Source organism: Cellulomonas olei (assembly GCF_039548315.1).
In the GTDB taxonomy this organism is placed as follows: Bacteria; Actinomycetota; Actinomycetes; order Actinomycetales; family Cellulomonadaceae; genus Cellulomonas.
In genome coordinates, this window is record NZ_JBCLVN010000049.1 from 1 (window position 1) to 24,037 (window position 24,037).

The window sequence follows — 24,037 nt, forward strand, 5'->3', positions numbered from 1 at the left end:
GGCGCGGCGGGCGTCGGCCTCGGCGCGCTCGCGCTGCACGCGGGCGGCCTCGACCTCGGCGGCGCGGGCGGCCTCGCGGGCGCCCGCGGCGTAGCCGGCCGCGTACCCCGCGGCGTAGCCCTCCGCGCGGGACGACGGCTCGGCGACGGCGGCGCCGCCGAACACCTGGGTGAACCGGTGCTCAGGAGACATACTCGTCCTCCCCCTCGCGCCGGATCACGATCTGGCCGGACTCCTCGAGGCGGCGGATCACCTGGACGATGCCGGCGCGGGCCTCCTCGACCTGCGAGAGGCGGACCGGGCCGAGCAGCTCGATCTCCTCCTCGAGGTTCTCCCGGGCGCGCTCGGACAGGTTGCGCAGCGTCTTGTCGCGCACCTCGGGCGTCGCGCCCTTGAGGGCCACGGACAGCTCGTTGGTCTCGACCTGGCGCAGGACGAGCTGCATCGCGCGGTCCTCGAGCAGCACGATGTCGCCGAACACGAACATCCGGCTGCGCACCTCGTCGGCCAGGGCCTCGTCGCGGCTCTGCAGGCCCTCGAGGATGAGCTTCTCGGTGGTCGGGTCGGCCCGGTTGATGATCTCGACCAGCGGCTGCACGCCGCCGACGGCGGACAGCTCGTTGGGCGTCAGGACCGTCGAGGCCTTGCGCTGCATCGACTCGGCGATCACCTGCACGACGTCCGGCGAGGCCCGCTCCATGAGCGCGATGCGGTGCGCGACCTCGGACTGCTGCTCCGGGGGCAGGCCAGCCATGATCGCGGAGGCGTGCTCGGGGCGCAGGTGCGCGAGCACGAGCGCCACGGCCTGCGGGTGCTCGCCGTTCAGCAGGGACAGCACCTGCCGGGCGTCGGCGTTCTGGAGGAACTCGAACGGCTGCCCCGCCATGGAGGTCTGCAGCCGCTCGATGACGCCGGCCGCCTGGTCGCGCCCGAGGGCGCCCTCGAGGAGCTGGGTCGCCAGCCCGAGGCCGCCGTTGACGCCGGGGCCGATCATCGACGCGGAGTAGAACTCCTCGACCACCTCGTCGGCCATCGTCTGGTCGACGCGCTCCAGCCGCATGATCTCGGCCGTGAGCTCCTCGATCTCGGCGACGTCGAGCTGCGCCATCACCCGGGCGGCGCGCTCGCGGCCGAGCTGCAGCAGCAGCATGGCGGCCTTCTGCGTGCCGGTGAGCGTCGTGGCCATCAGCGCCGTCCGGCCGGGGTCAGCCAGCCGCGCAGGAGGTCCGCGACCTCGTCGGGCTGCTCGTCCGCGAGCGCCGCGATCTCGGCGCGCTTGACTGCGAGCGACGCGGCGACGGGGTCCACCTCGGCGGGGCCGGGCAGCGCCGGCGGGATGTCCGCCGGGGCCTCGAGCTCGGCGGCCTCAGACGGCCCGTCGACGAGCGGCAGCTCGCCGATGTCGAGCGCCTCGCGCCGGCTGCGCCGCGACCGGCGGGCCAGCACGATCGCGATCACGACCACCAGCAGCAGCAGCGCGCCGGCGACGACGGCCTGCCGGAGCAGGCTCGCCCGCTGGTCGGCGGCGGCCTGCGCGTCGGCCGCGGCGAGCGCGTCGGCGGCGGCGTCCGCGCTCGTCGTGTCGAAGGCCATGGCCTGGACCGCGATGGTGTCGCCCCGCTCGGTGTCGATGCCGGCGGCGGCGGTCAGCGTCGCCGTGAGCTGGTTGAGGTCGATCCCGGCGGCGGCCGTCTGGTCCACCAGGACGGCGAGCGACTGGCGCTGGACCGTGCCGGGGGCGACGCTCGTCACCTCGGTGACCTTGTTGACGGCGTTGCTGACGTCCTCGGTGGTCTTGGAGTACTCGCCGGTGCTGTCGGAGCCGTTCGGCACCGCGATGTTGTCGGGGCCGAGCACGCCCGTGGCGTTGCCGGACCCGGCGCCGGTGTAGGTCTCCTCGGTGGTGGACGACACCAGCGGCGGGACGTCCTCCGCGATGGAGAACTCCTCCGACGTGCGCTGCGTCTGGTCCTGGTTCAGCTCGGCCGTGACGGTCACGGCCGACTTGCCGGCGCCGACCACCTGGTCGAGCAGCGCCTGCACCGCTCCGGTGACGCGCTGCTCGTAGGCCGACGTCGCCTCGTCGCCGGAGCCGGCGGTGATGCCCGTGCCGACCTCGGAGAGCACCTTGCCCGTGGAGTCGACGACCGCGACGTCCGTGGCCTTCATGCCCTCGATGCCGGCGGACACCAGGTGCACGATCGCCTCGACCTGGTCGGTGGTCAGCTCGGTGCCGGTGCGGGTGCGCACGAACACCGACGCCGTCGGGTCCTGCTTCTCGGAGACGAACACGGTCTCCTGCGGGAGCGCGAGCTTGACGGAGGCCGCCTCGACGCCGGACATCGCGCCGATGGTCTTGGCGAGCTCGCCCTCCAGCGCGCGCTGGTAGGTGGTCTGCTGCTGGAACTCGCTGGACGTCATGGACATGCCGTCGAGCAGCGAGTAGCCGTCGCCCTCCGCGTTGGCCGGCAGCCCGGCGGCGGCGAGCTTGAGCCGCATCGCGTACAGCTTGTCCTGCGGGACCATGACGGTGCTGCCGCCGTCGGTGAGCTCGTAGGACACGCCCTCCGCGGAGAGCTGGTCGACCACGGCCGAGGCGTCGGTGGCGGACAGGCCGGAGAACAGCGGCGCGAGCGTCGGCTTGCTGGCCCACGAGTACACGGCGAACCCGCCGAGCAGGATCGCGGCGACCGCGATGACCGCGAACGTCTTCTGGGGCAGCGAGAACTGCTTGACGGCCCCGCTCATGCGGCCGAACAGGGACTTCACCTGGGCGGGCATCAGGCCTGCATCCTCATGATCTCGGTGAACGCGTCGACGGCCTTGTTGCGCACGGCGGCGGTGAGCTCGAGCGCGAGCTTCGCCTCGGACGACGCCACCGTGTAGTCGTGGACGTCGTCGAGGTCGCCGGTGACGGCCTGGACCGCGAGCGCCTGGCTGGTGGACTGGAGCTGCTGGACCTGGTCGACCGCGCCGAGGGCGGCGGCGAACCCGCCGTCGAGCCCGGCGGCGCCGGTGGCGGACGCCCCCGGCGTGGCGGAGGCGCCCGACAGGTCGGACAGCGCCGACAGGTAGGTGGTGGGGCTGACGCCGGAGACGCCGCCGACGGGCTGGATGCTCACGAGGTCCGTCCGATCTGCAGCGCGGCCTCGTAGGACGCCCGCGCGCGGTCCACGACCGCCGCGTTCGCCTGGTAGCCGCGCTGCGCCATGATGAGCTGGGTCATCTGGCTGGCCATGTCGACGTCGGGGTAGCGCACGTACCCGTCCTCGTCGGCCAGCGGGTTGGTGGGCTCGTACACGACGCGGCCCTCGGCGGACCCCAGCGCGATGCCGGAGACCTGCGCACCGCCGCCGTTCTCCGTGGGGATCTCGCTCGCCACGACGTACTTGGCCTGGTACGCGGCCTCCGTGGTGGAGGTCGCGTTGTTCATGTTCGCGAGGTTGTCGCTGACCGCGTCGATCCACTTGCGGTAGACGGTCATGCCGGTGCTGGCGACCCCGATCGCCCCGAAGGTCGTCATCAGGAGGTCCGCATCGCGGCGCGCACGCTGGAGAACGTGCCGTCGACGGCCTGGGTCGCGAGCTGGTAGCGCAGGTTCGTGTCGACGTTGAGCAGCGTCTCCTCGTCGAGGTTGACGTTGTTGCCGTCGGTGCGGGTGGGCTCGAGCGACCGGGCGACGGTGGCGGAGGCCGCCCCGGAACCGCCCTCGACCGCGCGGGCCAGGGCGTCCTCGAACTGGACCTTCTTGGCCTGGTAGCCGGGCGTCTGGATGTTCGCCACGTTCTCGGCGATCGCGCGCTGGCGCAGGGCCAGCCCGTCCAGCGCGCTGTTCAGCGCGACGTAGCTCACGGAGTCGAACATGCCCATGGCAGGGTCACCCTCACCGAGGTTGGTCCTGATCGGCCTGTCCGTGGCCTGCTGCGCGAGCGATCCCTGCTCACTGCCCCCATCGGCGGCGACGGGACCGCGCTGAGGCTCCGGAGCGGACTTCTTGCCACGTCACCCGCGCGAGGGAGCCGATACGCGCGGTCTGTCCGCTTCGCCCGCTCCCGTCCCCAGCCGCGCGGGGTGCGAGGGGGTGCCGGGGGTCGCCCGACCGGCGGTCAGGCCTCGGCGTCGAGGTAGACCGGGACCGCGGCGGGGCGGGTGCGCATCGACTCCGCGAGGCGCAGGCTGCGGCGGTGCTCGCCGAGCTGCTCGGCGGTGCGGCGCACCAGGTCGCGCTGCCGCTCCACCAGGGCGGCGGCACGGGGGGCGAGGTCCAGCGGCAGGGGGCCGAGCCCGCGGGGCGTGCGCCACGGCTCCGTCACCGCGACGTCCAGCCCGGCGGCGACCTCGGGCGACCGGGCGGCGCGCAGCAGCGCCTCGGCCCGGTCCGCGACCGACTCCATCTCGGCCAGCGCGCGCGCCCAGGCCGCCTCCCGCTCGTCCTGCCCGCGGTGGCCGCCACCGGCGCCCGTGCCGGGGTCGGCGTACCCGTCGACGGCGGAGCCCTCGGTCAGCGCCGTCACGGCACCGACCGCGGGCGCCTCAGCCGACACCGAGCACCCCGGAGCCGGCCGGGCCGCCGGGGGCGGTGTCGAACGGGGACGCCGGCCGCGGGGCGGGCACGTCCTGCGCGACCACCGCGGCGGCCTCCCGCCACGTCTCGGCGAGCGGCGCGACGACGCCGCGGCAGGCCGCGACCCGGTCGGCGTCGCCCGAGGTGGCGGCGCCGATCAGCTCCGACAGCAGGAACGTGTACACCGAGAGCAGGCGCTCCGCGCCGTCCCACGCGTCGACGTCGAGGTTCGCCATCAGCTCCGCGACGATCTCCTGCGCGTGGCCGAGCTGGGACGTGCCGCCGACGCGGTCGCCCGCGCGGAACCGCTCCTCGGCGCGGTCCATGTCGAGCAGCAGCCGGTCGTAGAGCATGGTGAGGAGCTTCGCGGGGCCCGCGGTGGCGACCGCGTCGGCGAGGTACCGGGTCCGGACGTCGTACACGACGGCCCTCCGTTCGGGATCGGGCGGCTCAGCTCGCCGAGTTGTTCGCGTTGAGCTGCGCGAGCTGCTGGGTCAGGAAGTTCGAGGTCGACTGCATCTGCGACATGGCGACCTCCATGGCGGCGTAGGTCTTGACCAGCGCGGCGCGGCGCGTGGCCAGCCGGTCGTCCCAGCTCGCGATCCGGTCGGTGAGGTCCTTGACCTCGTCCTCGCGGACCTTGATGGAGGTCGTCAGCGTGCCGTCCGTCGCGTCGGAGGCGTCCTTCGCGGCCGTCTCGAGCGAGGCGGCGATCTTCTGGACGACGTCCTGCACCGCCGTGGGGTCGGCGGTGTACGCCGCGGCGAACTTCTCCGCGTCGAAGCTGAACGTGCCGTCCTTGCCGAGCACGATGCCGGTGCTGGCCACGTCGGTGCCGTCGGCCGCGGTCGAACCCGCGGCGAGCAGCTGCTGCTGCAGGAGCCGGATGGTGGTGTCGCCGGACAGCAGGCCGGCGGTGATGATCGAGCTGCCGTCGGCGGCGGTGCCGGTGCCCGAGGTGGTGCGGCTGGTGATCTCGCTGAGCACCAGGTTGAGGTTGGTCACGAGGTTCTGCGCCAGCGTGCTCATCGCCTTGGCGTCCCGGGCCACCGTGAGCGTGACCGGCTCCTCGGTGGTGGCCGAGACGGTGACGTCGACGCCGGTGAGCAGCCCCTCGAACGTGTTGCTCGCGGAGGTGACCGTCGTCGCGCCGGCGGTGTCGGGCCAGAGCGTGATGGACGCGTCCGACGCCGCGCGCAGCTGCTGCGACGTGAGGGTCTGGCCCGCCGCCGGGTTCCCGACGGCGACGGTGAACCCGTTGGCGGTGCCCGTCTCGGTGCCCGTGAGCTGCAGCTTGTAGACGGGGGCGGCCGCGGTGCCCACGTTGACCGCGGTCGCGGTGACGCCGGTGCCCTCCGCGTTGAAGGCGGCGACGACGTCCCCGATGTTCGAGCTCAGGGCCGTGATGGTCGTGGTCTCGCCGCCGCGCGTCAGCGTGAACGACGGCTGCAGGTCCGTGTACTGCGCGGGCAGCGTGTAGAGCGTGGACTGCGAGGCCGCGACCGCGTCGACGGTGAACGCGAGCGACGACGGCTGCGCACCGGTCGAGGTGACGGCGGTGACGGCGGTCGACGAGGAGGTCGCCTTCGCCGCCTGCCAGGACTCGGTCTTCGCGGCGGCGCCGGCGGCCGTGCCGAGCGAGGACACCTTGGTGTTCAGCGACTGCAGCGCGGAGACCACCGACTGCAGGCCGGACTTCTTGCTCGCCAGCAGCTTCTGCTGGTTCGCCTCGACCGCCATGAGCTTGTCGATGATCGCGGTGGTGTCCAGGCCGGAGATCAGGCCGTCGATCCCGATGCTGCTCGCCATCGTCTGCAGTCCCTCGCTGTGCTGGTCGGCGGTCGTGGTGATGCGGCCAGGCGGTGGGCGGACGGTCGTCCACCCACCGCCTGGCCGGTCGTGCGGTGCCACCCGTCACGGGGACGGGCGGCGGTCAGGTCACTGCAGGAGCTGGAGCACGCTCTGCGGCAGCGACTTGGCCTGGGCGAGCATCGCGGTGCCGGCCTGCGACAGGATCGACGCCCGCGTGTACGACACCATCTCCGAGGCCATGTCCGTGTCACGGATCCGGCTGTCCGACGCGGAGAGGTTCTCCACCGCGACGTTCAGGTTGTTGATGGTGTGGTCGAAGCGGTTCTGGACCGCACCGAGCTGCGAGCGGACCTTCGACACGGACTGGATGGCCGCGTCGATGGCGTCGATCGCCGAGGTCGCACCCGCGTTGGACGCGACGTTCGCGAAGGTGGCGGTGTCGGCACCGGCGGCGCCGTCCACGTCCGCGACCAGGTCACCGGTGACGACGGCCGCACCCGCGGCGGTCTTCTCCGGGCCCTGGACCGTGACGTCGCCGTAGGCGCCGAACTTCACCGACAGGCCGGAGCCCGACAGCGCGGAGTCGACGGCGGACTGCAGCGCGTTGCGGTTGGCCTCCGCCTGGCTGGCGTTGGCGGTACCGCCACCGGCCCAGGTGATCGACGCGGCGTCGACCGTGTAGGTCTTGCCGCCGAAGGCGAACGACAGGTCGGCGGCCGGGGCCGCACCCGCGTAGTCCACCGTGCCCGGGCCGAAGGTCCAGGTCGAGCCACCGGAGGTGACGTCGATGTTGTCGACGCCGAGGCCGGCCGCGCTCATGGACTTCGCGGTCAGGTCGACCGTGATCGAGTCGGCGCTCGAGGTGTTGGCGCCGACCTGGAACACGCCCTCGTAGGAGCCGTTCAGCAGCGTCTTGCCGTTGAACTGCGTGGTGTCCGAGATGCGGGTGAGCTCCTTCTTGAGCTCGCCGATCTCGTCCTGGATGTTGCCCTTGGCGGTGGAGGACAGACCACCGTCGTTGGACGCCTGGACGGACAGGGTCCGCATGCGCTGCAGGATCGAGTGCGTCTCGGTGAGCGCACCTTCAGCGGTCTGGACGACCGAGATGCCGTCCTGGGCGTTGCGCACGGCCTGGGTGGTGCCGCCGATCTGGGCGCGCAGACCCTCGGAGATCGCCAGACCAGCAGCGTCGTCCGCAGCCCGGTTGATGCGCAGGCCGCTCGAGAGCTTCTCGAGGGACTTGCTCAGGTCGTTCTGGGTGCTGGACAGGTTGCGGTACGCGTTCAGCGCCGCGATGTTGGTGTTGACGGAGAGACCCATGGTTCTCTTCCTCCTTGATTCGGGTCGAAGTGGCCCATCCGTGGGCTCACCCCTGACCTTCGACCGCCGGCGGGGCGGCCTGAGGGATTCGCGCCGGTTCACCCGTCCGGGTGGGCACCCGTCAGCCGCCGTCCCGCACCCGTCCGCCGCAGCCCCGCGCGCGTGCGCCGGGGACGACGCAGGGCGCCGGCCGCGGGTGTGCGGCCGGCGCCCTGCGCCGTGCGTGAGCTGCTCCGGTGCGCGTCAGACCGCCGCGATCCGGCGGGCGTCGTCCTCGTACGGCGTGGGGACGGCCCGCACGACGTCCGCCTGGTGGCTGGCGGCGGTCATCGCGGCGCGGGACGCCACGGCGGCGAAGTACGTCCGGCGGCGGCGCTCCGCCACGCCGTCGGGGCGCTCGGCCGCGGGCACCAGGTCGGGGTCGAGGCTCGCGTTGAGGCCGTCCCGCATGAGCGCGAGGCCCTCGGTGCGCAGCTGGCTGATGCGGGACTGCGTGACGCCGAGCTCGTCGGCCAGCTCCGCGACGGACCGGTCCTGCAGGAACAGGCCCTCGATCACGGTGCGCAGCCGGTCGGGCAGCGTCTCGACCGCGGCGCGCAGGTAGCGCAGCCGCTCCCCGGTCAGCACGTTCTCCTCCGGGCCGGGCGCCTCGTCGCGGACGAGCTCGGCCACCGGGTGCACGGTCGCGTCGATGGACAGCACGCGCCGCTCGGCGTCCTGCCGGGCCTGGTCGACCGCGGCGAGGTCGGTGCCGAGCGCCGACGCGAGCTCCTCGCGCGAGGGCGTGCGGCCGAGCGCGGCGGTGAGCCGGTCGCTCGCGGCGGACAGCTCGCGGGCACGGTGCCGGGCGCCGCGCGACGCCCAGTCCATCGAGCGCAGCTCGTCGATGAGGGCGCCGCGGATGCGCAGCGCGGCGTACCGGGCGAACGGCACCCCGGTCTCCGGGTCGTACGCGCGGGCGGCGAGCACGAGGGCGAGGTGGCCGGCGGACACGAGGTCCTCGCGGCTGACCGTGGCGGGGACCCGGGCCAGGACCTCGCTGACGTGGTAGCCGACGATCGGCATGTGCGCGACGACGAGGTCGTCGGCGGCGGGGGCGGCTGCGGAGCTGTTCACGGACCGGTTCTCGGCCCCGCTGAATCCGGGCTTGAGCGATTCCCAGAAAGTTCCTGGGTATCCGATTTATCCGACTTGGGCGGCCATTTCGGACGTTCCGGACCGACAAACCGGACATGGACCCCCATAGCTCCGCGACGTTGGTCCCAGGTGTGACACAGATCACATCGAACGCACCCTCTGCGGCGCCGACAACCTGTATGGCGCACGTTCCGCACGCGCTGACCTGGGGCCTCACGCGGGCCGGCACACGCCTGTCCGATTTCGCTCAGGTCCTCACCCGCCGTCCCGATAGGAGGGAGGTGCCGCCCGGCGACCGCCGCGGCGACCGGCGACGCACCACCACACGGAAAGGGGGGCTCACGGCCATGGCCCTGAGCGAGCTGTCCGACGTCCTGTGGACCGAGCGCCGACTGCTCGAGCTGCTGCTGTTCAAGCTCGAGGAGGAGCAGCTGGTGCTGACCAGCGGCCGCACCCGCTGGCTCGCGCACGCCACCCGCGAGGTCGAGACCGTCCTCGACGAGATCCGCGACGCCGAGCTCGGCCGGTCCGTCGAGGCCGACGCGGTCGCGATCGAGCTGGGCCTGGAGCCCGGCAGCACCCTGCAGACGCTCGCCCAGCACGCGCCGGCGCCGTGGGACGACCTGCTGCAGGCGCACCGCGACGCCTTCGTCCAGCTCACCACCGAGATCGCCCAGCTCGCCGACGGCAACCGCGAGCTGCTGGCCCTGTCGCACCGGGCCACGCAGGAGACCCTGATGTCCCTGCAGGAGTCGGTGCAGACCTACGACCCGACGGGCCACACGACCGCCGGGGCCGACCGCAGCGCGCAGCTGCTGGACCGCTCGTTCTGACGCGGCCGCGCCCGACGACCCCGACGAACCCGAGGAAGAGGACCCGTTGAGCACCTTCTCCGGACTGGGCACCGCCCTCAGCTCCCTGATCGCGCAGCGCCAGGCGCTCGAGGTGTCGGGCCAGAACGTGGCCAACGCCAACACGGTCGGCTACACGCGGCAGCGCGCCGCGATGAGCTCGCTGCCCGCCGCGACCGTGCCGTCGATGTTCTCCACGACGGACGGCGTCGGCATCGGCACCGCGGTGACCGGCATCGAGCGGCTCGGCGACGTGTTCCTCGACGCCCGCGTGCGCAACGAGACCTCCGGCTCGTCGCGGCTGTCCGCCGTGGCGACCGAGTACAAGACGCTCGAGACCACCATCGGCGAGCCGTCCGCGACCGGGTTCTCGAAGGACCTCACGGCGTTCTGGACCTCCTGGTCGGACGTCGCCAACTCCTCCGGGACCGTCGCCAACCGCTCCGTGCTGCTCGAGCGCGGCAAGGCCGTCGCCGACCGGATCGGCACGATGTACCGCGACATCGACACCCAGTGGCAGCAGGCGCTGACGACCACCACGTCGCTCGTCACGCAGGTGAACACCACCGCCGCGAACGTCGCCGACCTCAACACCCGCATCCTCGCGATCAGCAACGCGGGCGGGTCGGCCAACGAGCTGATGGACCAGCGCGACCTGCTCGTCACGCAGCTGTCGTCCCTCGTCGGCGCGTCCACCCGCGCCAACGCGGACGGCACGCTCGACGTCATGGTCGCCGGCAACGCCCTGGTCTCCGGGGGCAGCGCCAACGCGCTCGAGGTCGCCCCCACCAGCCCCGTGTCGTTCCAGGGCGCCGTCGACGGCGACGCGGTCACGATCCGGTGGGCGAAGACCGGCCACGCCGCGGGCATCGACGGCGGCACCGTCGCCGGCCTGCTCACCGTCCTGGCCCCCGCGGGCAGCGGCGGCGTCCTCACCGGGGCGGCCGCGCAGCTCGACGGGCTCGCCACGCAGATCGCCGAGCAGGTCAACGCGATCCACGACGACGGCTACACCGTCGACGGGCGCACCGGCATCGACTTCTTCACCTACGACCCCGGCAACCCGGCCAAGAGCCTCGCGGTCGCGATCACGGACCCCGACGACATCGCGGTGTCCGCCAGCGCCGCGGAGGCGTTCGACGGCACCGTCGGGGAGAAGATCGCCGGGCTCGCGAAGACCGCCGGCGGGCCCGACTCGCTGTGGTCCGCGTTCGTCGTCGACCTCGGCGTGAAGTCCGCGAGCGCGTCCTCCCGCGCCACCGTCGCCGAGGCCGCGCGCGCCACCGCCGCGTCCGCCCAGCTCGCGCAGACCTCCGTCGACACCGACGAGGAGACCGTCAACATGCTCGCGTTCCAGCGGGCGTACGAGGGGGCAGCCCGCGTGCTGACCGCGGTGGACGAGATGCTCGACACGCTGATCAACCGGACGGGGGTGGTGGGCCGATGAGCACCATCGGGCGCGTCACGCACTTCACGGTGCGGGCCTCGACGCTGGGCAACCTGCAGACCAACCTGCAGAAGATGTCCGACCTGCAGGCGCAGATGTCGTCGGGCACGAAGATCACCGTCGCCTCCGACGACCCCGCCGGCACCGCCGACGTGCTGCGCATCCAGGGCGACCAGCGGCTGCTCGACCAGTACAGCCGGAACGCCGCCGACGGCGAGGCCTGGCTGCTCACGGTCGACAGCGCGCTCACCACGTCGCTCTCCTCGCTCCGCAAGGCCCGCAACCTCACGGTCCAGGGCGGCAGCGGAGCGCTCGGCACCACCTCCCGGGCGGCGCTCGCCCAGGAGATCGAGGGCATCCGGGAGTCGCTGCTGGCCCAGGCGAACACCACCTACCTGGGGCGGTCCGTCTTCGCGGGCACCGTCTCCGGGGAGGCGTTCAGCGACGCCGCCGGCGGCTACACGTTCAACGGCGTCGCGACCGCGCGCGTCGAGCGCACCGTCGCGAGCGACACCACGGTGCGCGTCGACAGCACCGGCTCGGCCGTCTTCGGCGAGGGCACCGACTCGGTGTTCGCGGTGCTCGACCGCATCACGGCGGCGCTCAACGACACGACCACGGACTTCGACCCCTCGGCGTTCCTCGACGAGATCGACGGGCACCTCGACAACATGCTCACGGAGCTGTCGTCGAACGGTGCGCGCCAGAACCAGGTCGACTCCGCGCAGGACCTCATCTCCGCCAACCAGATCACCGCCAAGACGCGCCTCGGAGCCATCCAGGACGTCGACCTCGCGCAGATCATCCTCGACATCCAGTCGCAGGAGGTCGCGTACCAGGGCGCCCTGGGCGCCGCCGCCAAGGTGCTTCAGCCGACCCTCCTGGACTTCCTGCGATGACCGCTGACCTCGTCGACGCCGCGCGTCGCACCCACCTGCCCGAGCACCTCCACCTGCAGGCCCCCATGCCGGGGCTCGCGGGCTACGAGGACTTCACGCTCACCCCGCTGGACGACGCCGGCGTGCTCTACGCGCTGCGCTCGGAGCCCGAGGGCGCCCGCCCGGTGCGGCTCTTCGTCGTCGACCCGGCCGTGTTCTTCCCGGAGTACGCGCCCGTCCTCGACGCGGACGTGCTCACGGCCCTCGGCACCGACCGCGCCCACGCGGTGCGCCTCGTCGTGGTCCGCCCCGCGGAGGGCGGCGAGCCGCCGACCGCGAACCTCCTCGCCCCCCTGGTCCTGGACCCCGTGAGCGGGACGGCCGTGCAGACCGTCCTCACCGAGGACTGGCCGCTGCGCGCGCCGCTCGCCCCGGCCGCCTGACCTCCCCTCCCGCAGGAGCCCGCCATGACCTCCCCCCTCGGTGACGACGTCGCGCCGGCGGGTCCGCGCGCCGCCGGGCCCATCGGCGGCGGCGAGACCACCGTGCTGCGCCAGCCGGTCGTCCACCCCGACCGGAGCGTCTTCGGCTACGCCGTGCACGTGCGCGTCGGCGGACCGTCCGGCGTCCCGCTGCCGGAGGACGTCACCGAGCCCGCCGTCGAGACCGCGTACCGGCGCCTGGACCTCACGGGCCTCGCCGACGACCGGCCCGTGCTGCTGCGCGCCACCACCGGGCTCCTGTCCGGCTCGGTGGCCGTCTGGTACGACGCCGCGCGCCTCGTCCTGGAGGTCACGCCCGCCCTGACGCGGCACCCCGAGGCCGACGCGCTGGTCGCCGCCACGACCGCCCGCGGCTCGCGCGTCGCCCTGGCCGACTACGACGGCTCCCTGCCCCAGGACCGCCTGCTCCCGCGGGCGTCGCTGGTCAAGGTCGACCTGCGCCGGGGACCCGACCAGCTGGCCGACCTCGTCTCCCGCGCGCACGCCGCCGGCGCCACCGTGGTCGGCGAGCACGCGGACGACGCCGAGCGGGTCGCGCTGGCAATGTCCCTCGGCGCCGACCTGCTGCAGGGCCCGATGTTCCAGCGCGACACCCCGCCGGTGCGCCGGACGTTCTCCGCCGGCGAGCTGCAGTGCCTGGAACTCGTGCGCGTCCTCGGGCAGGACCCCGTCGACCAGCACGCCGTCGTGCGGACCGTCGCCGCCGACCCCGAGCTGTCCATGCGGGTTCTCCACCTGGTCAACTCCTCGGCGTTCGGCCTGCGCCGGGAGATCGACTCCGTGCAGCAGGCCGTCGTGCTCGTCGGGCCGCGGCAGCTGCACGCCCTGGCCATCGCGTCCCTCATCCAGGCGCGGCCGACGTCCGTGGCGTCGCTGTGGTCCGTCCTGACGCGCGCCACGGCGTGCCACGCGCTCGCCGGCGACGACGCCGGGTACACCGTCGGGCTGCTGTCCGCCGTGGCGGCGCAGCAGTCCCTGGACCTCGGCGAGCTCGTCGAGCGCACCGGCGTCTCCGGCGCCCTCGCGGGCGCGCTGCTGCGGCACGAGGGCCGGCTCGGGAAGGTCCTGGCCGCGGTCCTGGCGCACGAGGAGAACGACACCGAGGGCGTGCTGGCCACCGGGCTCGAGCCGTGGGACGTCGCCCACGCCTACCTGGCGGCGGTCCCCCAGGCGCTCGGCACGGCCACGGCGCTGGCGTTCGGCGACTGACCACGCGGTCCCGGGCGGCACGGGCAGGGCGCCGTCCCGCACGGCCTAGGGTGGTCCCGTGCCGTCGTTCATCCGCCTCGCCCTGCGCCCCGAGCAGCGCAAGCCCGCACCCGACCCCGTGCCCGTCAGCCTGCGGCCGGTGTTCCTCGTCGGGATCGCGGTCTGGCTGACGGCGCTGGTGGTCGCGCTGGTGCTGTGGCTCACCGGGGCCGCCGGGCCGCTCGGCGTGTGGACGTGCGCGGTCGGCGCGGTGCTGGGGGTCCTGGGGCTCGGCTGGAGCCGCCGCCGGCCCGGGCGCTGACGGCCTCGCCGGCACAGCCCTGACGGCACCGTCAGGCGTCGTCCGTGCGGGCGGCCTCGCGCGCGGCCCGGGCCTCCGCCGCTCGCGCGCGCGTCCGGCCGGTCGCGTGCTCCGACCACCGGGGCACGAACGCCGCGAGCGCGGCCGCCGACAGCACGCCCGCGGCCCCCATCGTCACGATGCCCGCGGCGAGGCTGCCGGCCGCCGCCACCGCGGAGACGACCAGCGGGCCGGCCGCCGCGCCGGAGTCCTGGAACACCCGCCACACCCCGAGGAACTGCGCCCGGGCGTCCGGTGGTGCGACGTCCGCGCCGAGCGTCATGAGGATGCCCGAGCCGATGCCGTTCCCGAACCCCATGACCATCGCCACCACGGTGAGCCCCGCGAGGGAGTCCGTCAGCGGCAGCGCCGCGATCGCACCGCCCAGCACCAGCATCGACGGCACCGCCACCCACAGCCGGCCGCGGCGGTCCATCACCCTGCCCGCCGGGTAGAACAGCAGCATGTCGACCGCGCCGGAGATCCCGAACACCAGGCTGGTGGTCGCGGGCGACAGGCCCAGGTGCTCCGACCACAGCGGCAGCACGACCTGACGCGTGGAGCGCACGGCGCCGACCAGGACGACCGCCACGCCGAGCGTCGCCAGCAGCCGCGCGTGCCGCCGCACCAGCGTGGCGGTCGACACGGTGGCGCGGGGGCGCGGGGCGCCGTGCGGGTCGTCCGGGTCGCCCGCGAGGCCGACGACGAGCGCCGCCGCCACGCTCGTGACGACGGCGAGCCAGAACACGGACCGCAGGCCGCCGAGGTGCAGCACCCCGGCGCCGAGGAACGGCCCGAGGAACACGCCGATCCGCGCGACCCCGCCCAGCGTCGACAGCGCGCGAGCCCGGTTCACGACCGGCACGGCCTCCGTGAGGTACGCCTGCCGGGCCAGGTGGAACACCGCGGAGGCGGCCCCCATCACCAGCACCCCCGCGCCGAGCACCGGGAGCGTGGGCGCGAGCGCGCACGTCACCAGCGCGACGCAGGCGACCCCCGCGGCCACGATCATCGCGCGGCGGTCGCCCACGCGGGCGGCGAGCGCCCCGGCCGGGACGTCCCCGAGGATCTGGCCGACGCCGACGAGCGCGACGACCAGCGCGGCGCGGTCGAGGCCCGCACCGAGCTCCGCGGCGACCAGGGCGACCACCGGGGTGACGGCGCCGAGCCCCGTCTCGTAGAGCAGGGCGGGCAGGTACGCGGAGGTCAGGAGGGAGCGGGTCATCGCCCCGTCATCATGCCGCGACCGTCGCCCGCCTGCTCCACGGCGAGCTCGGCCGCCCGCTCCGGCTCGAGCAGCACCAGCTCGACGGCGTGCCGCAGGGACCACGCCCCGGCGGCCTGGGCGAGCCCGCGCGCCAGGCCCGCGAGGTGCGTCGCGTGCACGACCGCCTCCGGGCCCTCCCCCTCGACCCACCAGTCGACCGGCACGCCGTCCACCCGCAGCGACTCGTGCTCCACCCAGGTGGGCGGGGCGCCCGGCAGCAGCGTCCGCACGGCGGGCGGCGTGGTGCTCAGCGCGCCGGCGTCGTCGCCGTCCTCCTGCGCGACCGCGCCGTCGGCGAGCTCGTCCGCGGTCGGCACCCCCAGCGCCTCCGCGAGGTCGTCCGGGTCGACCGGCCCCGCCGGCGGCACCATCGCGGCCACGTCGGTGCGCTGCCACCACATCGGCTCGGGCGCCACCGCGACGTCCTCGGCGTGCACCAGGGCCACCCGGTCCGGGGCGACGAGCGCGGGGAGCACGTCCAGCCCGGGCCGCGCGGCGTCGTCGTCCGCCCACGCCCGGGCGCGTCCCGCCCACGCCGCCCAGACAGCCCCGGCCAGCGCGAGGTCGACGGGGGCACCCACCGGAGCCGCCGCCCGCAGCAGCCGGTTCCAGTCGGGGGCCGGCACGTCGGCCACCCGCCCGACGCCGCCCAGCGCGGCGAGCACCGCGTCGTCCAGCCCGGCGACCTCCTCCGGGGCCGGCGGCAGCAGCCGCGTGGCGGCCGGCTCGGCACCCGCGACGGCGAACGGCCCGCCCGGCACGAGGCCCGACCGGTGCCGCAGCCACCACGCCGTGTACGACGGGGCGGTCCCCGTGCCCTCCTCCGGGCGCACCGGGTCGAGCAGCGCCCGGCGCAGCGGCCCGGGCTCCGCGAACCGGGCGAGCACCCGCGGCCACGCCCCGGGGTCGACGGCGTCGAGGTCCGCCACCGCGACGACCTCCGGCAGCGACTCCCCCTCCCCGAGCAGCCGGGCGACCTCGGCCAGGTAGTCGTCCCACCCGTCGAGCCCGTCCGCGACGAGCCCGGAGTCGTCGTCGAGGTCGGGCCCGGACGTGGCGACGTCGGCGAGCCGCAGCACCACCAGGTCGGCGCGCACCCCCACCGCGACGAGCGCCGCGGGACCCCAGCGCTCCACCGCCGCCGGGTCGACCGGCGCCAGCACCCGGTCGTCCAGCAGCGCCGCGGCGGGGGACCCCGGGAGCAGCAGCCCGTGCGCCGGCGCCGGTTCCCCGTCGGCGTCGCGCAGCGTGAGCAGGCCCAGCACCGCGCGCCCCGCCGGCACCGGCGCGCCGGGGTCGAGACCGGCGTCCGTGCCCTCGGCGAGCGCGGCGCGCACCAGCGTCAGCACCGCCTCGGTGACCTGCCCGGCGAGCTCGAGGTCGTCCTCGTCGGCCTGGTCCAGCACGGCCTGCCGCACGCCCGGGTGCGCCAGCAGCGCCGCCGGGTCGGCGGGGGCCGCCCCGAGCCGCTCCAGCACGGGGTGCGCGGCCTCGGGGTGCACGAGCCGGACGCCCCAGCGGCCGAGGACGCCGAGCGCGTCCGCCACCGCGCCCGCCCCGCCGTTCGCGTCGTGCGCGCCGTGCGCGCCGTGCGCGTCGTGCGCGTCGTGCGAGCCGAGCGGCTCGTGGTCGTCCGGGCCCTCGACGGGCAGCAGCAGGCCCCGCGCGCCGCGCACCACGCGCCCGTCCGCGAGCGGCACCGGCAGCCCGGCGAGCGCCTCCCGCACCAGGGGGTCCCCCACCGCGGCGTCCAGGGCGCCGTACAGCGCACGCCAGCGCGCCGGCGGCAGGTTCGCCGCGGCCGGCAGCTCGTCCACGACGTCGGCAGCCTCCCGCACCTCGACGCCCAGTGACCGCGCAGCCGGCAGGGCGCCCTCGGGCAGCACCACCATCCCGCCGAACCACGGCGCCAGCGCCCGCGTCAGCTCCGCCGCGGCCGGCCCCGCGAGCGCGACGGCCCGCCCCGGCTCGACCAGCTCCGCGGTGGCGCCGCTGCCGCCCGCGCCGTCCGCCGAGAGGCCAGGACCCGGGGCGTCGCCGCCGGCACCACGCCCGCCTGCCGGCCTCTCGGGGGCGGCCGCCGGCAGGAGCGGGGTGCGGGACAGGGCGTCGAGCAGCCGCGGGCGCAGGGCCGCATCGACCTCACCCGCCGGCAGACCGAGCGGGACCAGCCGCAGGGCGTCCCCGCCGTCGGACGCCACGTCGGACGCCAGCAGCGCGTACAGGTCGCCCGCGACGTCGAGCAGCGCGTCCGTCGCCCGGCCGCGCGCCGCACGCCGGCGGGTCGGGTCCAGCGGCAGCGTCGCGACGAGCAGGGCCGGCAGGTCGAGGGGGTCGTCGGTCGGCGTCGGCGCGTGCAGCACGGCCGGGGCACGCCCGGCCCCCGGCGCCGGCGCCCGCCCGTCCCGCGGCAGCGCCCACGTGACGCGCCACCCGCGGCGGCCGCGCTCCTCCACGGGCCGGTCGGCGACGAGGGCCGGGTCGAGCTCACCCTCCGCCGTGCGCCGCCGCCACCGCCGGTCCAGGTCGGCCACGCGCCGCCGCGTCCCGGCCAGGTCGTCCTCGACGACGACCTCCGTGAGCGCCGGCAGGGCGAGCAGCAGCGTGTCGCCGACCTCGGCCAGCATCCGCCGCACGGCGTCGACGGCCTCCTCGTCGCGCAGCGCCAGGACGACCGCCGTGTCGTACCCGCCGGGCGGGCGGCCCGCGTGCTCCCGGGGCAGCCGCAGCGCGGGCAGCGAGCCTTCGCGCCGGGCCACCTCCTCGGCCAGCCGGGGCTCGCCGGCCGCGGCGAGCGCGAGGTCCCGGCGTGTCTCCGCGAGCGAGAACCGCACCGCCCCGGAGGTGGAGAGCACCGCGAGCTCGTCGGACACCGCGCGCACCGCGGCGAACCCCACGCCGAAGCGCCCGACCAGCCCGCCCCCCGTCGCCGGCCCGCCCCAGTCGCGCGACGAGGACGCGCGCATCGACGCGAGCGACGCCACGCCCGCCGCGTCCAGCGGCGCGCCCGTGTTCGCCGCGACGAGGACCGCCGCGCCCCCGCCCGGCACCGCGTCCCCAGCGGGCACCGCGCCCCGGGCCGGCGCCGCGTCCCCACCAGGCACCGCGTCCCCGTCGGGCCCGGACCCCTCGCCGGGTCCGCGACCGTCCCCGTCCCCGTCCTGCGCGGACGGGGCGTCGGCGTCCGCCGCGGTCAGCCGCAGCAGCAGCCGCCCGGGCACACCGGCGCGGACGGCGGCGTCGGCCGCGTTCTGCGCCAGCTCCACCACCACGCGGTCGCGGTAGTAGCCGCGGGCGTGGTCCTCCTCGGTGTTCGCGTCCTCGCGCAGCCGCGCCGGGTCCGTGCGCCACGTCCTGAGCACCCGCTCGCGCAGCGCGCGCGTGCCGAGGACGTCGGCGGTCACGGCCCCGGCTGCGTGGCGGGGGCCTCGTCGGCCCCGGCGTCCGGGGTGGTCCCGGTGGCGTCGTCCCCGGTCGCGGCCGTGTCGTCGGCCCCGGGCGCGACCCCGTCGGCGGTCGTCCCCGCCCCGGCGTCCCCGGTGCCCGAGGTCGGCTCCAGCACGAGGTCACGGGTCACGGGCACGTCCGGCCACTCCGAGGGCCGCGGCTCGACGTCGGTCTCCGAGTGGGCGCCGCAGCCGTGCTCGAGCGCGACGACCTTGCCGTCGTCGGGCGACCACTCGTTGACGCAGACGCCGAACACCGTGCCGAGCGGACCCTGCAGCGGCACCAGGAACCCGCACGTCATGCAGGGCTCGGCGGACGCGACGGACCCGGCGGTCGCCGGGCCCTGCCGGCCGCGGTACCAGCGCTCGGCGGCCTCCGCGATGCCGACGGGCGACAGCACCCGGTTGCGGGCCAGCGCGAGCTCGCCGATCGCGACCTCGTCCACCTCCGGGTCGCCGGTCGGCGTGAAGCCGGGCTCCAGGCGGGGGTCGTCGGCGCGGAACGGCAGCACGTCGCCGGGGCCGATGTCACCGGGGCGCAGGCGCTCCTCCCACGGCACCCACGCCGGCGCCAGGACGGCGTCGTCGCCGGGCAGCAGGACCGCCTCGCACACGGTGGCCTTGCGGGCGCGCGGCACGCGCGACAGCGTGACCGTCCACACCCAGCCGCGGTAGCCCTTCGCGGTGCAGGCGAAGCGGTGCGAGACGAGGCGGTCGGCCTCGACCGTGTACCCGAGGTGCTCGCCGACGTCCTCGGGGTGCTCCGCGAGGTCGAGGGCCGCCTCGCGGGCGAGGTCGACGGCGCCGCCGAGCACCGCGTCCTGGGTCGCCGTCGCCATCTCAGGCCTCGAGGTCGTCGGCGACGGCGCGCAGCAGGGCGGAGACCTGGCCGGCGCGGGACTTCTCGGGGTAGCGGCCGCGGCGCAGGTCGTTGCCGACGCGGTCGAGCACCTTGATGAGGTCCTCGACGATGACCGCCATGTCGTCGGCGGGCTTGCGCGCGGCCTTCACGACCGACGGCACCGGGTCGAGCAGCTTGACGGACAGCGCCTGCGGGCCGCGGCGGCCGTCCGCGACGCCGAAGTCGACGCGGGTGCCGGGCTTCGGCGAGCCGATGCCGGCGGGCAGGGCGGACGCGTGCAGGAACACCTCGGTGCCGTCGTCGGCGGCGATGAAGCCGAACCCGCGATCGGTGTCGAACCACTTGACCTTGCCGGTGGGCACTGCGATCCCCTGGTGTGTCGTCGGAAGCGCGCGGACCGCCCGCACGTCACCAGGCTACCGGTCGCGCCACCCGCCCACGCCCGCTCCGCCGCGGGCGCGACGCCCGGGGCCGCGGGGGGCGTCCCGGGTCAGGCGAACGCCACGCCGTCGTCCGGCTCGCCGTCCAGGGCCTGCAGCCGCGGCACCGGCTGGTACACGGTGGCGAGCAGCGCCCGGGCCTCGCGCAGCGCGGTCAGGTACACCAGCGACACGTGCAGCGCGGAGTACGGGGAGCGGATGCTCGGCGAGTGCTCCTCGGCGATGGCGTCGAGGTACGCGTCGAGCACGTCGCAGGCCGCGACCACGCGGGCGCTGGGCTGCGAGCGGTGCAGCTCCGGGTCCAGGTCCGCCACGGGGACGTCGAGCAGCTCGGAGACGATGCGCACCAGGGCCTCGGTCGACGCCTCGAGCGGGTCCTGCGGGGCGAGGATCTCGGCGGCGCGCGTGCGGGCCAGCGCCATCAGGGGGATCTCGTCGTCGTGGTGGCCGGCGGTGGCGAGCACCTCCAGCACGAGCATCGCCCGGAACCGCTCCCGCCCCAGCAGCACGAGCGCCTGGTGCAGGTTGCGGACGGTCCGCCCCGCGCCCGAGACGCTGTTCACGACCCGGAACACCTTGAGCGCGATCGCCGGGTCGGCCGCGGTGAGCCGGGCCAGCCGGCGGTAGGACACCTGCGGGTCGCCGAGCTGGACGAGCAGCCGGCCGGCGACCATCGCGTGGTGGGCGAGCGCGGGCCGGGTCAGCACCGTCGGGCGCCGGAAGTGGTAGCCCTGGAACAGGTCGAACCCGGCGTCCTGGGCGGCGAGGAAGTCGTCCTCGTCCTCCACGTGCTCCGCGACCAGGGCGGCGGTCGGCGCCTCCTCGCGCAGCTGCGCGGCGAACTCCGCGAGCCGGTCGCCCACGTCCGACATGTCGACCTTGACGTAGTCGCACAGCGGCAGCAGCGGCCAGCGCGCGTCGCCGGGCACGAAGTCGTCCAGCGCGATGCCGAAGCCGAGCCGGCGCAGCCGCTCGACGCCCGCGACCACCTCCTCGTCCGCGGGCACCTGCTCGAGCACCTCGAGGACGACGCGGTGCGGGTCGAGCGCCACCGGCAGCTCGTCCACGATGAAGGACCGGGGCACGTTGACGAACAGGTCGCCGCTGCCCGCGAGGTCCTCGACGCCGAACTCGGTGAGCGTCGCGACGATGACCGTCGCGGTCGCGCGGTTGTCGTCGATGCCGGGGCGGACGCCGGACTCGACGGCGTCGGAGCTCGCGCGGAACAGCAGCTCGTGGCCGATCGGGCGGCTGAGCACGTCGTAGATGCCCTGGCGCGCGACGCACACCTCGTGCGTCGCCCCGGGCAGGTGCCCGGCGGTGATCGGGGCCATGGGGTCCCTTCCGGTCGGCGCGCGCGCTCCCAGGGCCGCGCGAGGGCGTTGACACCCTGCTGATCGGCACCGACGCCCGGGACCTGAGCACCCGGACGGGTGGCGCCGCTGCTCAGCCCACCGCTCAGCCCTCCGCGAGGCGGTCCAGCGCGAGCGCGGCGAGCACCGCCGGGCCGACCGCGAGCGCCTCGTCGGCGAACCGGGCCTGGGCCGCGTGGTTGTACGCGGCCGTCGCGGGGTCCAGCCCCGCGGGGGTCGCCCCGAGGCCCAGGTACGTGCCGGGCACCTGCTGCAGGACGTACGAGAAGTCCTCCGCCCCGGGAAGCGGCTGCGGCGCCGGGTAGTAGGCCGCCTCGCCGAACAGCGCGCGGGTGAGGCCCGCGGCGCGCTCGACCTCGCCGGGGGTGTTCGACGTGACCGGGTACCCCGGCCGGTAGTCGACCGTGACGGACAGGCCGTGCGCGGCGGCGACGCCCTCGCACACCCGCGTCAGCCGCTCGGCGACGACCCCGTGGGTGGCCTCGGAGAACGTGCGGACCGTCGCCTCGAGCCGGGCCTCGGCGGGGATGACGTTGTCGGTGGTGCCGGCCTCGATCCGCCCGACGGTGACGACCACCGGGTCGAAGACGTCGAACTGCCGGGTGACCGCGGCCTGCAGGGCCAGGACGATCTCGGCCGCGACGGGCACGGGGTCCTGCGCGAGGTGCGGCATGGAGCCGTGGCCGCCCCGGCCGTGGACCGTGACGTGCACCGTGTCGGCGGCCGCGAGCATCGTGCCGGGCCGGGAGGTGACCAGACCGGCGGGCAGCAGGGCCGACAGCACGTGCAGCCCGTACGCGGCGACCACCCGCTCGCCGGCCGCGTCGAGCACGCCCTCGTCGATCATGTGCCGGGCGCCGTGGTCGCCCTCCTCACCCGGCTGGAACATCAGCACGACCGAGCCGGGCAGCGTGTCGCGCCGCGCCGCGAGCAGCCGCGCCGCGCCGACCAGCCCTGCGACGTGCAGGTCGTGCCCGCACGCGTGCATGACGCCGGGGTTCTCGGAGGCGAACGGCTCGCCGGAGTCCTCGGTGACCGGCAGCGCGTCCATGTCGCCGCGCAGCAGCACCGCGGGGCCGGGGCGCCCGCCGCGCAGCACCGCGACGACGGACGTCAGCCCGGTGCCGGTCGCGACCTCCAGGTCGAGCGGCGCGAGCGCCTCGAGCACGAGCGCCTGCGTGCGCGGCAGGTCCAGGCCGAGCTCCGGGGTGCGGTGCAGCGCGTGCCGCAGGGCGACGACCTCCGGGAGCTGGGCGGCGGCCTCCTCGCGCAGCGCGGTCAGGACGGCGGGGTCGAGCATCAGACCTCCAGGGCAGCGGGCTCCGCCGGGGTGTCGGCGGGGTACATGAGGCGCTCGGACACCAGCCACGACCCGACGGCGGAGACCGTGAGGCCGACGGCGGCGTAGACGGGCACGAGGCGCAGCGCGTCCTGCGCGATCAACCACTCGGCCACGAACAGGAACGTACCGCCGAACAGGGCGATGGCGGCCCCGGCGGGCACGCCCAGCCCCACGGCGCGGATCGGCACCGGGAACAGCCGCGCACCGGCGACGGGGGTGACGCCGAGCTGCAGCCCGACGCAGGTCGTGAGCAGCGGCGCGGCGACCACGTACGGCAGCACCCCGGACGCCAGCCCCAGCATCAGCGGCACGACGAGCACCGCCGCGGCCGTGAACCCGGTGCGGATCAGCGCGAGCGGCCCGAACCGGTCGGCGAGGAACCCGGAGGCGATCATCGCGACCAGCAGGCAGACGAGCGCGACCGTGTGCTGCGACGTGGCCTGGGCCTCGGTGTAGCGGCCGGTGTGGCCGGCGAACTCCGGCAGGTACACGGACCCGAAGTACACGCCCATGGTGGAGCCGATGGTGAGCATGAACGCGAGCGCCATCCGCCCGGCGTGGGCGCGCAGCAGCGGCCCGGGCGCCTGCAGGCCGGCCGCGCGGGACCGCTCGAACACCTCCGACTCGGGCACGCCGCGCCGGATCCACAGCGCGAGCAGCCCGCAGAGCGCGGCGACGACGAACGCGACCCGCCAGCCGCCGTCCCGCACGGCGTCCGCCCCGAGCACGCCCAGCAGCACGGCGAGCACGACCGTCGCGCCGAGCGTCCCGAGGGCGTCCCCGGAGTACGCGAACGCCCCGTACCGGTGCCGCCGGTCCGCGGGCGCGACCTCGACCACGTACGTCGCGGCCGTCGCGACCTCGCCGCCCATCGCGATGCCCTGCAGCACCCGGGCGGCGACCACGACGACCGCGGCCCACCACCCCGCGACGGCGTAGGTCGGTGCCGCGGCGATCAGGGCCGAGCCGACGGCGATCAGCGAGACGGACACCAGCAGCCCGGTCCGGCGGCCGCGGGTGTCGGTGACCCGCCCCATGAGGTACGACCCGACCGGCCGGGCCACGAACCCGATCGCGAACACCGCGTACGCGCCGAGCACCTTCGTCACCGGGTCGTCCCCGGGGAACACCTGCCCGGCGAAGTACGGCGCCAGCAGGCCGTACATCGTCCAGTCCAGCGACTCGACGAAGATCCCCGCCGTGCTCGCGACCACCACGCGCGTCCGGCGCACACCCGCCACCGCTG

The 24,037-nt window shown here is 75.4% G+C and carries 24 protein-coding genes; 6 read left to right on the forward strand and 18 right to left on the reverse strand.

Annotated features, from left to right (window positions below; translation table 11 throughout):
* The 11 genes from AAHH18_RS14250 to AAHH18_RS14300 form a co-directional block, all read right to left on the reverse strand.
* A partial coding sequence (locus AAHH18_RS14250; RefSeq protein ID WP_343302067.1) for a hypothetical protein occupies positions 1-192 on the reverse strand: 192 nt, incomplete at its 3' end.
* Positions 182-1,186, reverse strand: a complete 1,005-nt coding sequence (fliG, locus tag AAHH18_RS14255; RefSeq protein WP_343302068.1) for a flagellar motor switch protein FliG — start codon at positions 1,184-1,186, stop codon at positions 182-184. The genes fliG and AAHH18_RS14250, both read right to left, overlap by 11 nt.
* The gene (fliF, locus tag AAHH18_RS14260) at positions 1,186-2,781 is read right to left on the reverse strand and encodes a flagellar basal-body MS-ring/collar protein FliF (protein ID WP_343302069.1); all 1,596 of its coding nucleotides are present in this window, start codon (positions 2,779-2,781) and stop codon (positions 1,186-1,188) included. Before fliF ends, fliG begins: the two co-directional genes overlap by 1 nt.
* Positions 2,781-3,116, reverse strand: coding sequence for a flagellar hook-basal body complex protein FliE (locus AAHH18_RS14265; protein ID WP_459349144.1), 336 nt, complete (start codon positions 3,114-3,116; stop codon positions 2,781-2,783). The genes fliF and AAHH18_RS14265 overlap by 1 nt, the downstream gene beginning before the upstream one ends.
* Positions 3,117-3,118: 2 nt before the next feature.
* Positions 3,119-3,523: a flagellar basal body rod protein FlgC gene (locus tag AAHH18_RS14270; protein ID WP_283321525.1), complete on the reverse strand. Its 405-nt coding sequence runs from the start codon at positions 3,521-3,523 to the stop codon at positions 3,119-3,121.
* Entirely contained in the window at positions 3,523-3,864 is a 342-nt protein-coding gene (locus tag AAHH18_RS14275) for a flagellar basal body rod protein FlgB (protein ID WP_343302093.1), read from the reverse strand. Before AAHH18_RS14275 ends, AAHH18_RS14270 begins: the two co-directional genes overlap by 1 nt.
* Before the next feature lie 242 nt (positions 3,865-4,106).
* Complete coding sequence (locus tag AAHH18_RS14280) at positions 4,107-4,514, reverse strand: hypothetical protein (RefSeq protein WP_283321526.1); 408 nt, start codon at positions 4,512-4,514, stop codon at positions 4,107-4,109.
* Between the two features lie 19 nt (positions 4,515-4,533).
* Positions 4,534-4,986, reverse strand: coding sequence for a flagellar export chaperone FliS (locus AAHH18_RS14285; RefSeq protein WP_343302070.1), 453 nt, complete (start codon positions 4,984-4,986; stop codon positions 4,534-4,536).
* 28 nt (positions 4,987-5,014) lie between these two features.
* Positions 5,015-6,373: a flagellar filament capping protein FliD gene (gene fliD, locus AAHH18_RS14290; RefSeq protein ID WP_283321529.1), complete on the reverse strand. Its 1,359-nt coding sequence runs from the start codon at positions 6,371-6,373 to the stop codon at positions 5,015-5,017.
* A 129-nt stretch (positions 6,374-6,502) separates the two neighbouring features.
* On the reverse strand, positions 6,503-7,696 hold the full coding sequence (locus AAHH18_RS14295) for a flagellin N-terminal helical domain-containing protein (RefSeq protein ID WP_343302071.1): 1,194 nt from the start codon (positions 7,694-7,696) through the stop codon (positions 6,503-6,505).
* Positions 7,697-7,939: 243 nt separating this feature from the next.
* Positions 7,940-8,812, reverse strand: coding sequence for a sigma-70 family RNA polymerase sigma factor (locus tag AAHH18_RS14300; protein WP_343302072.1), 873 nt, complete (start codon positions 8,810-8,812; stop codon positions 7,940-7,942).
* 368 nt (positions 8,813-9,180) lie between these two features.
* Between AAHH18_RS14300 and flgN the strand changes: the two genes are divergently transcribed.
* The 6 genes from flgN to AAHH18_RS14330 are packed head-to-tail and all read left to right on the forward strand — an operon-like array spanning position 9,181 to position 14,022.
* Positions 9,181-9,666, forward strand: a complete 486-nt coding sequence (gene flgN, locus AAHH18_RS14305) for a flagellar export chaperone FlgN (RefSeq protein WP_283321532.1) — start codon at positions 9,181-9,183, stop codon at positions 9,664-9,666.
* A gap of 46 nt (positions 9,667-9,712) precedes the next feature.
* Positions 9,713-11,131: a flagellar hook-associated protein FlgK gene (gene flgK, locus AAHH18_RS14310; RefSeq protein ID WP_283321533.1), complete on the forward strand. Its 1,419-nt coding sequence runs from the start codon at positions 9,713-9,715 to the stop codon at positions 11,129-11,131.
* Positions 11,128-12,030, forward strand: coding sequence for a flagellar hook-associated protein FlgL (flgL, locus tag AAHH18_RS14315; protein WP_283321534.1), 903 nt, complete (start codon positions 11,128-11,130; stop codon positions 12,028-12,030). Before flgK ends, flgL begins: the two co-directional genes overlap by 4 nt.
* Positions 12,027-12,452, forward strand: a complete 426-nt coding sequence (locus AAHH18_RS14320) for a flagellar assembly protein FliW (protein WP_283321535.1) — start codon at positions 12,027-12,029, stop codon at positions 12,450-12,452. The genes flgL and AAHH18_RS14320 overlap by 4 nt, the downstream gene beginning before the upstream one ends.
* A gap of 24 nt (positions 12,453-12,476) precedes the next feature.
* Complete coding sequence (locus AAHH18_RS14325) at positions 12,477-13,721, forward strand: EAL and HDOD domain-containing protein (protein ID WP_343302073.1); 1,245 nt, start codon at positions 12,477-12,479, stop codon at positions 13,719-13,721.
* 58 nt (positions 13,722-13,779) lie between these two features.
* The gene (locus AAHH18_RS14330) at positions 13,780-14,022 is read left to right on the forward strand and encodes a DUF2530 domain-containing protein (protein WP_283321537.1); all 243 of its coding nucleotides are present in this window, start codon (positions 13,780-13,782) and stop codon (positions 14,020-14,022) included.
* A gap of 31 nt (positions 14,023-14,053) precedes the next feature.
* On the opposite strand, the gene AAHH18_RS14335 is transcribed toward AAHH18_RS14330, so the two are convergent.
* The 7 genes from AAHH18_RS14335 to AAHH18_RS14365 form a co-directional block, all read right to left on the reverse strand.
* Positions 14,054-15,286, reverse strand: coding sequence for an MFS transporter (locus AAHH18_RS14335; RefSeq protein ID WP_343302074.1), 1,233 nt, complete (start codon positions 15,284-15,286; stop codon positions 14,054-14,056).
* Positions 15,283-18,732, reverse strand: a complete 3,450-nt coding sequence (locus tag AAHH18_RS14340; protein ID WP_343302075.1) for an ATP-binding protein — start codon at positions 18,730-18,732, stop codon at positions 15,283-15,285. The genes AAHH18_RS14335 and AAHH18_RS14340 overlap by 4 nt, the downstream gene beginning before the upstream one ends.
* Positions 18,729-19,613 (reverse strand): DUF3027 domain-containing protein, encoded by an 885-nt coding sequence (locus AAHH18_RS14345; protein ID WP_343302076.1) that lies wholly within the window; start codon positions 19,611-19,613, stop codon positions 18,729-18,731. The genes AAHH18_RS14340 and AAHH18_RS14345 overlap by 4 nt, the downstream gene beginning before the upstream one ends.
* 1 nt (position 19,614) lies before the next feature.
* On the reverse strand, positions 19,615-19,998 hold the full coding sequence (locus AAHH18_RS14350; RefSeq protein WP_222171326.1) for a cold-shock protein: 384 nt from the start codon (positions 19,996-19,998) through the stop codon (positions 19,615-19,617).
* A 128-nt stretch (positions 19,999-20,126) separates the two neighbouring features.
* On the reverse strand, positions 20,127-21,410 hold the full coding sequence (locus AAHH18_RS14355) for an EAL and HDOD domain-containing protein (protein ID WP_283321541.1): 1,284 nt from the start codon (positions 21,408-21,410) through the stop codon (positions 20,127-20,129).
* Between the two features lie 124 nt (positions 21,411-21,534).
* A complete protein-coding gene (locus AAHH18_RS14360; protein WP_283321542.1) occupies positions 21,535-22,749 on the reverse strand; it encodes a M20 metallopeptidase family protein in 1,215 nt (404 codons plus the stop codon).
* Entirely contained in the window at positions 22,749-24,023 is a 1,275-nt protein-coding gene (locus tag AAHH18_RS14365) for an MFS transporter (protein ID WP_283321543.1), read from the reverse strand. The genes AAHH18_RS14360 and AAHH18_RS14365 overlap by 1 nt, the downstream gene beginning before the upstream one ends.
* Between the last annotated feature and the right edge of the window lie 14 nt (positions 24,024-24,037).